Here is a 14,110-nt window from a genome sequence, read left to right as displayed (position 1 = left end):
GGTCCACGGCCACGTCGAACACCGGACGGCGGTCGTGACCATCACCCCGGCGTCCCTGCGCATGAGCCGCGACAATCAACACGCCATCGTGCAGTCGATCGCCACTGCGCTGGGCTGGCCCTGCCGCCGAGGCCGCGGCGTGACGCGATGGGTTGGACGCAGGCCGAGCTCGACGTCGCGGACGTGATGATCTGGCTGCGCAGCAACCACGGGAGCGAGGTCGGCTACGCCGACATCGCCGCCGGCGTCGGCCTCCCCAACGGTCACCGGCTGCGGCGGGCCATCCCGGTCGTCCGCCAGATCGCGGCCAACCGGGGCGACCGCCTGGAAAGGTTCATGCCCTCGACCGACCCGGCCCGGCGCCGGGTCTTCGTCACCCGCTACATGCGCCACGGAAACGGCGATGAGCTCAGCGCCCCGCGACGCGATGGCCGCCGCACGAGCGGCGATGGCATCGGTCAAGGACATGCACCGCGCCACCGGTTTCGAGGCCGGCAACCTCCACTCGATCGCGCGCACGGAGTTCGAATCGATGTGGCTCAAGCCGCCGACGAGTGCATCACCAAGGTCGCCGGCCTCGACAAGGTCGGCCCACAGGTGGTCCGGCAGGAGAACACCAGCCTGCTGGCCCAGGTGATCGCCCTCCTGCAGGCCCTCTCCAGGCAGGATCGGCAAGCGCCCTCGCCGAGCTGATCAACCAGTTTGCACACCAGGAAACCGACCCCGATCGGCAGCTGACGGCCTGGGAAACGCCGGAAACCCTGGGTCTCCTGGCCTGAGGCATCACTCGATCCGGACGACGCAGGACATACGCACCTGAGAGGCAGCCCCGAGGAGCATCGAGCATGATGATCGAATGCCGGACTGCCCCTTTTGTCTTCCGAAGATCGAGCCGGAAATCGTAGTCGCCAATGATCATTGCCATCTAGTCCCTCGCTACGAGGGAGAGCCGCTGGCGGGACGCGGTCTTCGGTTCTGGATCAAAGCCCCTTCGAATCGCCCGCCCCATCACTTGCGGCCCCACAGGCCCGGCCTGCTTGACCGAGGCATCTGCCGATCAAGATGGCGGCGCGCCCGGCGGCTTCCCGCCGGGCGGAGTGGCCAGGCCGTGACGGACCATCTGCTCCAGCACTCGCTGCGCGTCTTCGACGCTCACTCCAGCGAGGGCCGCCAGGTCCTCAGCCGGGTATGGCCCGCCGCCATGACGCTCGATCACCGCACGAATGGCCCCGAAGATCACGAGATCGTGAGTGGCGGCAGCTAGTGGTTTCGTCTCGTGAAGCATCCGATCCAGCCAGGCCGTGTTCTCCCCGGCCGCCCGGAGCCGGTCCCGTTCACGCTGCAGGTTGGTAACCAGGCCCGCGGTCCTGGCAGCCAGCTCGGCAAGGAGCTGCCGCTCGGCCTCGTCCACATTTCCAGGCGATGAGAGGGCGCAAGCGTCCTGCGAGCAACCGCGCGGTCCCATCAGGGATTGAGAGCCCGGAGTCTATACCTTGCTCGCGAACACCATGTAGTTCTCGGCCTCAAGATCGAACGTGCTCACTTCCGTCCGGAGTCCGACCCGGTGCAGCTCGACTTCGAGTTCCTCGTACCGGTAGGGCCAGCAGGACAGCAGTTCCGAGCGGACAAGAACCAGCCCAGTGGCATCAACTTGGGCGATCGCAATCTCGATGTGGTGCTCATCCTCCCAACGCGGTGCAATCTCCCAGCGGTAGACCACGACGGCATCGCGACCGTTTCGTCGGACAAGTCGGTCCCTGATGTCCAGCCGGGAACCTCTGGCCCTCACGAGTTCCCAAGTGCGGGATGTGAGCACCAAGCGCCCGCCAGGGCGCAGAAGCCGTGACATCGACTCCAGAGCAGCAGCCCTGCCTGTCGCGCCCGCGGCATGGTGAAGCGAGTTGCCAACGCAGAACACCATGTCGAACGTGTCGTCCTCGAAATGATCGGGCAACTCTTCCCAGTTCGCCCGCACGGCCCGGACGGAGGCCCCGAACTCCTCAGACAGCTCTGCAGTCCGGCGAACCATCGCTTCGCTGGCGTCAGTTGCGACAACCTGCATGCCACGACCGGCCAGGCCAACCGCCAACTGTCCGGTTCCGCACGAACAGTCGAGAACGTGAGCGTTCGACGGCAGGAGACTGAGGACGTCATCGAACGACGCGGCGAACTCGGCGGGAGGCAACTTTGCATCCGAGATGAGCCATTCGTACACCTCGGCAAGCACGTCATATTCCGTCACAACCACTACCTCCGTCACAGCAGACTCACGGCGGGACGTCAGTCCATCAGAGGAGCAAGCCGGGCACCAATGGTTTTCGCAAGGACAGCCCGTCCGCTCATGCCGCGGATAGCGCGAGCTGATCCGCTCGGTCATTCGCCGTGTTCGGCGCTTCGGAACTATCAATACGTCCGAACTCGATACGCAGCGTGTCCAGTACGCGGATGAGGATGTCCGTCCTGCCGGTGTTGTTGAAGACCTCCTGCGCCAGCCACTCAGCCCCTGTCCAGGGGCCAGCCGCCAGCCGCTGAGCGGGAACAGCCAGCCTGCTTGCCTTACATGGCTGACAAGATCATATAGCTATGGCCTGTGGGAAGAGGCTAACTACCCCAGATGACCATCGACGTGCTGACCAGCGTTCGTGGCTTCTACCTCGATATCGCCCAGTGGGCCGTCGAAGACCCTGACCGTTGGGGGCAGTGGGCCGCCCCCTGCCCAATAACTGCAGCTGAGCTCTCCATCAAGAAGCGGGGACGCGAGCCGCAGGGCACGTATGGACCAGCGGACTCGCGAACGACTGCCGACCATCGCGGCCCTGGCGCAAATCGCTCGCCACCGGCACGTGGATGCGCAGACGCGCTTAGCCGCATTACGCAAGGCGGCACCTGGCGAAGCTTTCACTGTCCTAGGCGAGGCATATGTCAAGGTTGTCCAAAACCCTGGCCTGGCGGATGGCAGCAACTGGGCCTACGACTCCACTGGGACACGTCGACAGTTCTTGATGGCCGAACATCGGTCTTTCTGGGCCTGGGTGGCCGTCGAACTCGCTGATGTGCTCGCTACGATAGTCTCTCGGGTTTGCGGAGACACGGGTGCAGTCCCGCTGGTTGCCGCATACAACGTCCATGAGAAAATCTGGAACGACCCGATGCCTCGCCTATTTCAATATCGAGCGGGAGGGCGCAATCACGCGATTACGCACAAACGATTCGATCTGTCCTGAACGCTGCTGGTGTTCGCCAACTTCAAAGACGCCTCAGGGTAGCCATTAAAATTCTCGCCTCACGACTTCCGGCGGATATTTACGACCGAGGCAATCTTGAGCGGGATGCCGCCCCACATCGTCCAGGTGCTCTTGGGGCAGCGGAGACGAATCATTTCTCGCGACCGTGGCTACCGTCCCACGCTCAGCATCAGGTGGCCCAATCCCCGGCGCGGTCGTTCACGCCGGGGAGAGCAGGGTTGTGTCCCGCGCAGTGGTGAAGCGTGGTTCTCCTGCAGGCGCTGCTCATCGTGCAGGCCCATACCTTCCACCGCGTGACCATCCCCGGCCTGGACGAGATCAGCCCCGAGCAGATCGGCGATTTCATCCAGCTCGCGCGGCTCCTGGACGGTGAGAAAGTCCGCACCACCTGGTCGGAGATCACCATGACGCCACCGATCCTCACGAGCTCGCCTCAGCTCAGCCGGGCGACTCCATCCGTCTCGTGCCCGGATCCTCCGCCGAGGCGACGATCGCCGTGGTGCCCATCAGCGCTCAGCCCGGATGATCGCCGCCCGAGATGGGGCCATCAGCTTCCCGGCTGGGTGCCGCCCTCATCGGCCAAGGCCCGGGTAGACGCTGGACATCGGTCGTAGTGGTCGGTCCAGAAGTAGGGCACCGGCGTGTACGGCAGGCCTTCGCCGAGGATGTTCGCCGCGATGATCTGGGCCTGGTCGACGGCGTTGGTCCGGTTCTCCAGCCGCAGGCGGCGGCCGAGCCACTCGTCGTACCAGGAGGCGAGGTCGCCGGCGGCGTAGACGCCGGGAGCGGCGCGGCACTGCGCGTCGCAGTGCACGCCGTCGCCGAGAGGCAGGCCGCCGCCGGTCCTGACCTGCAGGAAACGTGCGGTCGCCGGAGAAGGCCCGGCAGCCCACGGGGTGGATGCCGGGGCGACGGCCTGGAGGAAGTGCCGCGCGTAGGGGTCGTCGAACAGCCGGTTCGGTCGGCTGCTCTCTCGGGCGCGCAGGAGAGCCACGCCAGGGCGGTCGCGCCGATTCCGGCCAGGCTTTTGGGGGCGGTCGGTTCTTGTGTCACGGGGTTGTCCAGTTCCTCTTCTTCACATGCGGTGTCACGGGCGGACGCCCAGGGCACGGAAGTAGTCGCTCACGGGTGCGAAGTCGACGCTGTCGCCGCGGTACCCGACGTACTTGTCCGGGCGGATCAGGTACAGGCTGGGGCGGCGCACGCCGTAGCGGTTGTGCGCCTCGCTGCGCAGGTCGGCGAAGACTCCGTCCAGGGGGTCGTGCGGCAGGTGGCCGCGGGTGATGACATGGACCTCGCCGTGCCCGGCCATTGCCTTGCGCGCGGAGGACTGCCAGGCGGCCAGCGTGGCGGAGTCCGTCGTGTCCGCCGCGAACAGGACGAGGTGGTGGCCCGGCGTCCGGAGGAGGTGCCGGAGTGCCACCGGCCCCTCACGGTTCTCGACGTAGACGTCCCGAACCAGCTCGCCGGCTTCCGGTCCGGTACAGGCGACGTCGCTCCACGCCCTGGCCTGTGACTCGTGCCAGCGTTCAAAGACGAGGTCACTGTCGCGGTAGTGGACGAGGTGTTCGCCGAAGGCGTTCGACAGCCGCTGCTGCACGGGATTGAGCCTGCCGAGCAGGCGCAGCGCGTGCCGCCTGGCCCTGCGGGCGACCAGGGTGGTGCCGGTGGCGACCTTCGTGGTGGTCGAGGTCGCGTCGACCACGGCCTTGACCACGGGCCAGCGTTCGGCCTCGTAGCTGTTCAGGAGGGACTCCTCGGCCTGCCCGGTGACGACGAGCGCGAGTTTCCAGCCCAGGTTGTAGGCGTCCTGCATGCCCGTGTTCATGCCCTGACCGCCCACCGGGCTGTGGCTGTGCGCGGCATCGCCGGCCAGGAGGACCCGGCCCTGGCGAAGCCGGTCGGCCAGGCTCTCACGGGCCACGAAGGACGAACTCCACTGCAGATCGCGTACGCGAGAGTCCAGAGGCGTGCGTTCGGCGACGTAGGCGGCGAAGTCGTCCAGCCCCGGGTTCTGCGGCGGCCGATCGTCCGGCGTGCTGGCCAGGATGCGCCAGTAGCCCCCGGTCATGGGGAAGACGGCCACCAGGCCAGAGGTGTCGAAGTAGACGTGGAAGCGGTCCCGCGTGAGCGGCCAGTCCACCGCGACGTCGCCCAGGATGAAGCCCCGCTTCAGGTCTGATCTCTCCCGGGTGATTCCCGCCGTTTCACGCACGGTGCTGTGTGCACCGTCGGCGCCGATCAGCCACGCGGTTTCGCACCGCTCGCCGGGGCCGTCCCCATGCCGGAGTTCCACGCTGACGCCGTGCTCGCCGGCCTGATGCCCGACCAGGCGGGTGTCCCACTCGATGACGACTCCGAGCTCCTCGGCGCGCTCGCGCAGCAGCGCGACCGTCTGCCACTGCGGGATGCACAGGTCAAGCGGGAACGGGGAGTCCACGGCTGTCACGTCCATCTCGGCCAGCGTCGTCGTGCCCTGGTAGAAGTTCAGCGTGTGCAGCGGGACGCCTCGTTCGATGGCGGCTTGGGCCAGCCCGAGATCGTCCAGCATCTCCAGCGATCTGGCCACGATCGACACCGCCCGGCTCTCCCGGTGGTCCGCGCGCCCGGCGTCGATGATCCGGGGGATCACTCCCCGCCGTGCCAGGTCGATGGCCAGCACCAGGCCGGTCGGCCCCGCGCCGACGATGAGAACGTTCGCTTTCGTAGTCACAAACCCGCCCTCTTAGAACGAATGATCGTTCTTTTAGAAGAGCACGGTTGAGCCGCGACAGTCAAGAGCGAATGTTCGTTCTCTATCGGGTGACCTGCGCAGGCGCCGACATCAGGGCTCGCATGCCGTTCCTGAAGGCCGCCGAATCCGCGTGGCCGTATACCGCGCGGCGCACCAAGAACCCGTCGACCAGAGCCATCAGGACATCGGCCACGTGCTCGGCAGGGACGTCGGCGGGAAGCAGCCCGCGCTGCTGATGCCGCGCCACGAGGCTGCCGACCACGCCGCGGGCCTCCGCCATGACCTCCTTCAGTTTTGTCCTCAGCGACGACGATCGCAGCGCCTCCGACCAGACCTGGACCAGCAACTGGGCGGACTCCTGCGATCCGGACAGCGGCGGGCGCTCGACCCCCAGTACGAGGTCGACGATGTTGTCCAGATCCGGCGGCCGCGCGCCGTCGTCCGCCTCGAACGCCGACGCGACCTCGGCGAGAGCCTCGGCGGCGGTCGCCGCGATGATGTCGTCCTTGCTCTTGAAGTAGCGGTAGACGGCCCCGGCCGACAACTCGGCCTCGGTCAGCACGTCCTGCATGGACGTGGCATGGAAGCCGTTGCGGATGAAGCAGTGCCGGGCGGCGTCCAGGATCTGGCGGCGGCGGGCTTCGAGGTGCTCCTTGGGCATGCGTGCCATGGGATCACAACGTAGAACGAACATTCGTACTTGACAAGTTTGCCACCTCTCTCTAAAAAAAGGAATGTTCGTTCTCTCTTCTGTGGAAGGTCGTCCCATGGCGTATGTCGCCAACGCACTGAGCGCTCTGGTCGCTCTCGTCTTCCTGCTCGCCGGTGCCCAGAAGGTCCTGCTACGGGATCCCGTGACGGCCAACCTGCTCAGGCTCGGCGTCGGCTCGACGATGACCCGATCGATCGGCACCCTGGAGATCGCCGGCGCGCTCGGGCTCGCGGCCGGCCTCTGGCTCAAGCCGCTCGCTGTCGCGGCCGCGGCCGGCCTCACGCTGCTGTTGATCGGTGCAGTCGGATTCCACCTCCGCGCCCGCGACTTCGCGCACCGGCGCCACCGCTCCCACGCCGTGGCGCCCGTGGTGCTGGCCGTGGTCACCGGAACAACCATGGCCTTGTTGCTCGCGACTTCCTGAGCGAAGAGCGCGGTGACAGCACCGCTTGATCGCTTGGGCCGCATGGAACTACCCGCCGCCGAATCCGCCGACGGCGGGCCCGAGGAGCGACCAGATAGAACTCGCCGCCCTCGCCCTCGCCCCTGCACCGCCACCGCCCCGGCCGCCCACCGCCGTGGGCGGCAAGCTCGTCGCTGACGACCGGCCCGCGCTGCTGAACGCGCTGACCTACATCCGCGACGGCGACCTGCTCACCGTCCAGGAGGTCGACCGCCTCGGCCGCAACCTCCTGGAAGGACTGATCGTCCTCAACGACCTGTTCCAGCGCGGCGTCGAATCCATCCGCACTATCGCCACCGGCGTCAAGGTCTCCATCGGCGTCGTCCACAAGACCCTCACCGACGCCAAGGCTGAGGACACGTAAGCCACCCCGGCGAACACCAGCCCTCAGCCGACCCCGCCCGGCGCGACGCTGCCCGGCGCCGGGTCTGGCCCACCCGCTCCATGCGTTCCGGTCACGGCGACGAGTTCAGCTTCCGCGATGCCGTGTCGGCCGCGCGAGCGGCGATGACCTCGGTCAAGGACATGCACCGCGCCACCACCTTCGAGGCGTCAACCGCCACTCCATCGCCCGCACGGAGTTCGCCGCCATGGCCCAGGCCGCCGACGGGTGCATCGCCAAGGTCGCCGACCTCGACACGGTCGGCCATCGCCATCAGTTCTCGGCGCCTGTGAGAGCCCGGCGGCACCGTTTCAGCTCGCTCAGCGCCTGCTTCAGCGCCGGCCGGTACTCCTGCGCGCCGCGATCCACGTGAGCGCGGAGGATGTCGATCGCTTCCTCGACGTAGGGCAGGGCGTGCCCGAACCAGCCCAGCGCGGTGAGCTGTGCGCCCAGCTCGGATACCAGCGCGAGGCGATCGGGCATCAGGGAGCCCATGGCCGCCTCGTACGGCACGCGTTCGTGGATGACCATCGCCTCCTCCAGCGCGCCCACCCCCTCCAGCGGACGGCCGAGCAGGCCCAACGCTCTGGCTTGATCGAACATGGCCCTGACCAGGAGCGGTTCGGCGATCTCCGGGGCGGACAGGGAGAGATGCCGCAGGATGCCGGCGGCCTCCGCGCAGCGTGCCGCGCCCTCCTCGTGCCGTCCGACGTTGATCAGGCACCAGCCGAGATGGCGCAGCCCCCACGCGACCTCGCGCGAATACGTGGCTGGGTCGTGCTCGGCGAGCCGTCGGTACAGCTCGACGGCCTCCTCCATCGCCGCGAGGGCGTCGTCGAGACGCCCCAGCGACACGGCGAGCACATTGGTGATCTTGTACAGGGCCTGCACCAGCGCGACGCTCGTGGCAGGGTCGGCGGGCGTAAGCAGGTCCCGGCGTATCCGCACGGCCTCCTCGCACGCAGCCAGCGCCTCCTGCTCCTGTCGGAGAGCCTCCAAGCAGTCGGACAGCATCTCCAGGATCTCCGCCAGCGTGGCGGCCTCCACGGGGTGGAGCTCGCGGAAGGCCTCGGCCGCGGCACGCAATGGCGCGACGGCCCGCTCCGGCTGTCCCGACCGTGACAGCGTCTGGCCCAGCGAACGCCAGGCCCACGCCACGTCGACGGGGTACCCGCCGCGATCGCGGAGCAGCTGGACCGCCTCCTCACGTGCGCTCACGGCCTCGGGCCATGCCTCCAGGTCGGTGAGCACGTCGCCCAGACAGCCGAGCGAGGCCGCGAGGGCCGCGGTCCTGGTCGTGGTGGAGCGCCACCACTCCACCGCCTCCCGCGCGGCGGCCCGCGCACCCGTGAGGTCACCGAACACTCTCAGGGACTGAGCTTCCACCTCCAGAGCCGCCGCGAGCGACGGGACGACGAACTGCTCCATGTCGTCCGTCGACGGGCCGCCGAGCAGTTCCCTGCAAAGGGTGACGCAGGATCGCGCAGTGGGCAGCGCCTCCTCGTGGCGTCCCTGGAAGGTGAGCAGCCGGGCCGACTCAGACCAGGCCAGGGCGAGCATGGGGGAGCAGGCCGCCGCATCGGATCGCAGGCCTTCCCGCGCGAGCGCGACGGCCTCGCGCAGCGCGTTCTCCGCCTCGGCGAAGCGCCCGGCGAGGTGCAGCCGGTTGGCCAGCGCGGCCAGCGCGGTGATCAGCTTGGCTACCGACTCTTCGCCCTCCCTCCTCAGCGCCAGGCACTCCTGTGCCGCTGTCAGGGCCTCCTCCACCCGGCCCGCCGTCGCCAGCCGGTTGCCGAGGTTGTGCAGCGCGGCGGCCAGATCGGCGCGATGGGCGTCCGGATCTTCGGCGGCGAGCCGCCGGTACGCGCCGACGGCTTCCACCGTCGAGATCAAGGCGTCCGCCCGGGAGCCGGCGACCGCCTGGCTGTCCGCCAGCAGGGCCACCGCCCGCGCCCGCTGCCGCCGAGCCAGGTCGCCACGCTCGGAGATCAGGAGGGCGAAGCGCTCTGCTGCCTCGGCGAGCGGGGGCACGGCCTCGGCGTGCCGCTTCAGCATGGTCAGGCATCGGCCGTAGCGCAGTGACTCCTCCGCGATGGTCCACGGGTCGGCGCCGCCGCGGCTGAGCGCCAGGGACTCCTCGAAACAACCGACGGCCTCGCTGTGCCGGCCGCGCTCGGTGCGCACCGCTCCGAGGCCTGCCAGGGCGAACCGCAACCCCGGCCGGAACGCCTCGGCGTCGCGTCCGTCCTGGCCGGTGAGCGAGCGATACAGCGTCACGGCGTCGAGCATCGCCATCTCGGCCTCGTCGGATCGGCGCAGCGCCATCAGGTCCTCGGTCAGGTCGGTGAGGCGGGCGGCGTACTCGAGCTCGTAGGTGTGCGGGTCCGTGGCAGTCAGGCCAGCCAGCAGGACCACCGCCTCCTCCTGTCTGAGCACGGCCTCCTCGGGGCGCCCCCGGTCGAGCAGCGTCTGCCGCAGCTCGGCCAGGGCCTGGGAGAGCAGGTAAGGCGAGCCCCGCAGGCGTGCGTGTCGCACCTGCGCGCGCGCCCTCTCGACCGGATCGTCCGGGTCGCGCCGGACGGGGGCGACGCTTTCCTGCTCCTTTTCTTCCTGCTCCTCCTCGTCCGCGCCGAGTGCGGCGGCCTCCGCCTGTGCTCGCGCGGCCGCTTCCGGCTCTCCTGCCGCCGCCAGACTGGTGCCGAGATCGGCGAGCACGCTCGCCAGCTTCTCGCTGTAGGCGTCAGGGTCCCGCGCGACCAGGACGCGGAGCCGCCGTTCCGCCTCCGTGGCGGTGCCCACCGCCTCCTCGTGGCGCCCGGCCTTGCCCAGGGACCAGGCCAGCGAGTGCAGAGCCCAGGCGAGCTCGGCGCCATCCGCGTCGGCCGCGCCGGCCGCGCCGCGCAGCAGGTTTACCGCCTGCCTGGCGGCATCGACCGCCTCATCGGGCCGCCCTGCCCACGTCAGCTCCTCCGACCAGCCGAGCAGTGAGTCGGCGAGCCGTTCCGGAGGCAGCGAGGCGTCCCCTCTGGTCAGCTCCACCAGTTCCATGGCCACCGGCAGCGCCTCCTCGTGCCGCCCCGCCTCGGACAGCCGGTCACGGTAGGCGCCGAGCCGCCACGCGAGTTTCGGGCCGTACCCATCGAGGTCCTCCCGCGCCAGGATCCGTGACAGTTCGACGGACTCCGCCATCGCTTCCAGGGCCTGGGGCAACGCGTCCAACTCCGCGTGCACGTCGGCGAGCACGCTCAGGCCGTGCGCCAGTTCCGGCCGGTGCTCGTCAGGACGCGCCGTCGCGACCTCCCTGAGCAGGGCCGTCGCCTCCAGCGCGGCCGTGCGGGCATCCGCGGGCTCGCCCGCGTCCAGCAGGACCATCGCGAGCTCGGCGAGCGCCCCGCCGAGCATGTCCGCGCCATCGACGTCCCGCCAGATCACCACGCTCTCCCGCAGCAGGGGCACGCCATCGTTGGCACGCCCCGCGTCCAGCGCGGCGACACCCGCGTCCTGCAGGAGTCCGGCGAGGTAAGGCAGGTGTGCCGCGGGATCGGTCTCGGCCAGGGGCCGCTGCGACGCGACGGCCTCCTGGTAACGGCCGGCGGCCTCCTCCCACCGCCGGCCCTCGGTCAACAGGCGGGCGAGCTGGGCCGTCTCGTCCACGTACGCGGGCCGCCACCGGGCAGGGTCGTCCGCGGCCAGGTCACCGTAGAGATCGGCACATTCCACCCCGACCTGGATCGCCTCGAAGAGCCGTCCAGCACCGTGCAGGCAGCGGCTCAGCGTCCGCAAACCGTCCGCGAGCTTCTCCCTGTGGCGAGTGGGCTCCAGGGCGGCCAGCCGGCGGTAGGCCGCCACCGCCTCCTCGCAGGCCACCGCCCCTTCCTCGAAGCGGCCGGCCCTCCGCAGGATGGTGGCGAGGTCGAAGAGCGCGCTCGCCAGCGCGGGCGCATGCACCTCCTGGTCGAGCGCGACGAGCTTCCGGTCGACCGAGACCGCCTCGCGGGCGTCGGCCACGGCCTCGTCGTGCTGCCCCAGCTCGGCCCGGGCGAAGGCGGCGGCCAGGAACGCGTGGGAGGCGTCGAGGTCGGACGGCGTCAGGCCGCCCGCGAGAAGGACGCGGGCCACCTCGGCGGCCTCCGCCGCCGCGTCGAGGCACTCCCGGGGTCTGCCTGATCTGCGCCAGAGCTCGCTCAGACCGCACAGGAGCCGGGCGAGCAACGGCCCGTGGCTGAGCAACTCGGCGCCGGCCTGCCTGCGAGCGGCCTCCACCGCCTCCGCCAGGCAGCCGATCGCCTCCTCCACCCGCTGTAAGGCGACGAGAACGGTCGCGAGATCGGACAGGGACTCGGCCAGACCGTGGTCGAAGCGGCGGGGCAGGGCTGCCGCGAGCGTCCGGAACAGCCCGACGGCCTCCTGACCCGCCGCCAGCGCCTCGTCCATCCTGCCGACGCTCGACAGGTGCATGGTGTGGTTCGCCATTGCGAGCGCCAGATCGGAGCGCGGGACCCGCCCGGCGTCCACCAGTCGGCGGTGGAGCTCGACCGACTGGCTGCTGAGCTCCAGAGCCTCCTCGTGCCGGCGCAGCCCGGAAAGGCCTCCAGAGACGTTGTTGAGGGACATCGCCAAGTGGATGAGCTGCTCGTCGTTCTCCGGATCGACATGCCCGCGACGGATGGCCAGCGATTCTTCGGCGAGCGCGAGCGCCTCGGCGCTGCGGCCCATGTTGCCCAGCACCATGGCCAGAGTGTGCAGGGCGTCCCCCAGGCTCCTTTCGTAGGCCGCGGGGTCGACCTTGGCCAGGCGGCGCAGGATGCCCACGGACTGCTGGGCCGCCGCCAGCGCGTCGCCCGCCTGCCCGGAGCCGAGCGGATCCGTGGCCGCGCCGAGACGGCGCAGGGTTTCGGCCAGAGCCGGCTCGTGGGTGTCCGGGTCGGCGGCGACCAGGTCGCGCAGCAGCTCGGCGGCCTGACGGAGGGCCGAGCGGGCGTCCGCGAACAGCCCCGCCTGCTCGAAGCGGGTGCCTTGCACGAAGTAGAGGTCGGCCCGCTCCATGGCGTCCTGCGTACGGGCGAGGTGATATCCCGCCAGGCGCTGGGTGACGGCGGCGATCCCGGCGGCGAGAACCACGTCTTCCTCGGGGAAGCCGTCAGCGACCGCCTCCAGCACGGCGATGTCGACGTCCAGCTCGGCCAGGCGGGCCAGCATGGCTCCACCGGCCGAGAGGGCCAGCCGCGGCCGAGCCAGGAGCAGCGGCGCGAGCACGCCGGTCGCGACGTGCGGCCAGCGTCTGGACGTCTCGATGAGCACGGATACGACGACGCCCACGTACCCGGGATCCTTCTCGTCCTCCGTGATCAGGAGCCGCTCTACGGCGCCGGCCGCCCACGGGTCGCTGGGATACCCGGCGTCGTGACCGGGCGTGGACAGCGCGACGAAGTCCTCGCCGAGCCGGTCCGGGTAGAGCGGCTCCAGGACCGAGTCCGGACGGCCGCAGGGATAGCACAGCGCGTGGTCGCCCAGGACCTGCCCCGCCGACTCGGCGGAGCTGGCGACACCGGCCCTGATCAGGGCATCCCTACCCGTCCCGTAGCCAACCGGCCCAACGAGCGTGGCGGTGTACACGGCCCGCGCCATGACGTCCTCCACCATCGTGAGCCGGCCGCCCTCGCGCAGGGCCCGCCAGTGCGCCCGCTCCCTGGCCAGGAGGTAGACGGCCAGGCCCGTTGGATCCCTCGGCGCCTCCTCGCCGGTCCTCAGCGTGTCCACCTCCGCCAGCGCGGCCATCTGGACGGCGAGAGCCTGCCGGAACCCCTCCCCGCCGAGATACCCCGGCGGGGCGATCGAACCGGCGTCAGGCACCTCGAGAATCCGAGCGAAGCAGTCGCGCGCCGTCACGAAGATCGCCGCAGCCTCCGCCGCGTCCGCGGCCAGCGGGGGGAGCGCGGTAGCACTGGTGTCCTGCGTACCCGCCCCGACGAGGTGGTATTCGAGCGAGTGCCACCAGTGCCCGGCAGGCCGGGCGAGCAGCAGCAGGCGGGCGGGCCCGCCAGAGCGCAGCCAGCCGTCCTCGAACAGCGCGTGGAGCTCGGTCACCGGCCATCGCTCGGCGTAGTCCACGATCAGCAGGCGCCCCTGGGCGTCGGCCGCAGACGCCCCAGGCTCAGGTGGCGGCCAGGGACCTCGCGCGCGAGACGCATGGAGGTCCGCCTGAGCCACTGTCCAGCCCCGAGCCGCGCTGGCGGCCGCGAACTCCGCTGCCAGCCGGGTCTTGCCCTGGCCGCCGGGCCCGTGCAGCAGGCGCACCGCCAGGCCGTGGTCAGGCGCGTCGCGCCAGGCGGCGAGCGCGTCGAGTTCCTGCTTCCTGCCCACGAAGGTGACGGCGCGGCTGGCGGCGGCCAGCAGCCAGCTCGGCTGCCGCCGGGCCCTGCCGGGCATGGCTGCGGGCGCAGGCGTCCAGGGGCGGAGGGTGTAGGCGGGCGCCCCTTGATGGACGTGAAGGTCGCCGTGCTGGGCAACGTTGACCACGCCACCCGGCTGCGCCTGGTTGATCTGCTGGTAGGACGAGGTCACGGCGCCCACG

Annotated in this window: 10 protein-coding genes; 3 read left to right on the top strand and 7 right to left on the bottom strand. The window is 70.0% G+C overall.

Going from position 1 to position 14,110, the window contains the following annotated elements; translation table 11 throughout:
• The first annotated feature begins 147 nt into the window (after positions 1-147).
• Positions 148-693 (top strand): hypothetical protein, encoded by a 546-nt coding sequence (locus tag HD593_RS28295; RefSeq protein WP_185105080.1) that lies wholly within the window; start codon positions 148-150, stop codon positions 691-693.
• Between the two features lie 364 nt (positions 694-1,057).
• On the opposite strand, the gene HD593_RS60430 is transcribed toward HD593_RS28295, so the two are convergent.
• The 5 genes from HD593_RS60430 to HD593_RS28270 form a co-directional block, all read right to left on the bottom strand.
• Positions 1,058-1,411: a hypothetical protein gene (locus tag HD593_RS60430; protein WP_221525004.1), complete on the bottom strand. Its 354-nt coding sequence runs from the start codon at positions 1,409-1,411 to the stop codon at positions 1,058-1,060.
• Positions 1,412-1,486: 75 nt separating this feature from the next.
• Positions 1,487-2,260, bottom strand: a complete 774-nt coding sequence (locus tag HD593_RS28285; protein WP_221525003.1) for a class I SAM-dependent methyltransferase — start codon at positions 2,258-2,260, stop codon at positions 1,487-1,489.
• 1,532 nt (positions 2,261-3,792) lie between these two features.
• Positions 3,793-4,239, bottom strand: a complete 447-nt coding sequence (locus tag HD593_RS28280; RefSeq protein ID WP_185105079.1) for a hypothetical protein — start codon at positions 4,237-4,239, stop codon at positions 3,793-3,795.
• Positions 4,240-4,332: 93 nt separating this feature from the next.
• The gene (locus HD593_RS28275) at positions 4,333-5,958 is read right to left on the bottom strand and encodes an FAD-dependent monooxygenase (protein WP_185105078.1); all 1,626 of its coding nucleotides are present in this window, start codon (positions 5,956-5,958) and stop codon (positions 4,333-4,335) included.
• An 82-nt stretch (positions 5,959-6,040) separates the two neighbouring features.
• Positions 6,041-6,649 carry a TetR/AcrR family transcriptional regulator gene (locus HD593_RS28270; protein ID WP_185105077.1) on the bottom strand — a complete coding sequence of 203 codons (609 nt, stop codon included), beginning with the start codon at positions 6,647-6,649 and terminating at the stop codon, positions 6,041-6,043.
• Between the two features lie 97 nt (positions 6,650-6,746).
• Here HD593_RS28270 and HD593_RS28265 point away from each other — a divergent pair, with 97 nt between their 5' ends.
• Both HD593_RS28265 and HD593_RS61865 read left to right on the top strand, forming a co-directional pair.
• A complete protein-coding gene (locus HD593_RS28265) occupies positions 6,747-7,115 on the top strand; it encodes a DoxX family protein (protein ID WP_185105076.1) in 369 nt (122 codons plus the stop codon).
• Between the two features lie 25 nt (positions 7,116-7,140).
• Positions 7,141-7,518, top strand: coding sequence for a recombinase family protein (locus HD593_RS61865; protein ID WP_246546760.1), 378 nt, complete (start codon positions 7,141-7,143; stop codon positions 7,516-7,518).
• 91 nt (positions 7,519-7,609) lie between these two features.
• Here the strand turns inward: HD593_RS61865 and HD593_RS28255 are convergent, their stop codons facing one another.
• Both HD593_RS28255 and HD593_RS28250 read right to left on the bottom strand, forming a co-directional pair.
• The gene (locus HD593_RS28255) at positions 7,610-7,810 is read right to left on the bottom strand and encodes a hypothetical protein (RefSeq protein ID WP_185105075.1); all 201 of its coding nucleotides are present in this window, start codon (positions 7,808-7,810) and stop codon (positions 7,610-7,612) included.
• Positions 7,810-14,100, bottom strand: a complete 6,291-nt coding sequence (locus HD593_RS28250) for a tetratricopeptide repeat protein (RefSeq protein ID WP_185105074.1) — start codon at positions 14,098-14,100, stop codon at positions 7,810-7,812. Before HD593_RS28250 ends, HD593_RS28255 begins: the two co-directional genes overlap by 1 nt.
• Positions 14,101-14,110 lie beyond the last annotated feature (10 nt).

Origin of the sequence: Nonomuraea rubra, from assembly GCF_014207985.1 — a bacterium.
GTDB classification, from domain to species: domain Bacteria; phylum Actinomycetota; class Actinomycetes; order Streptosporangiales; family Streptosporangiaceae; genus Nonomuraea; species Nonomuraea rubra.
This window is presented reverse-complemented; position numbering and strand designations above follow the sequence as displayed.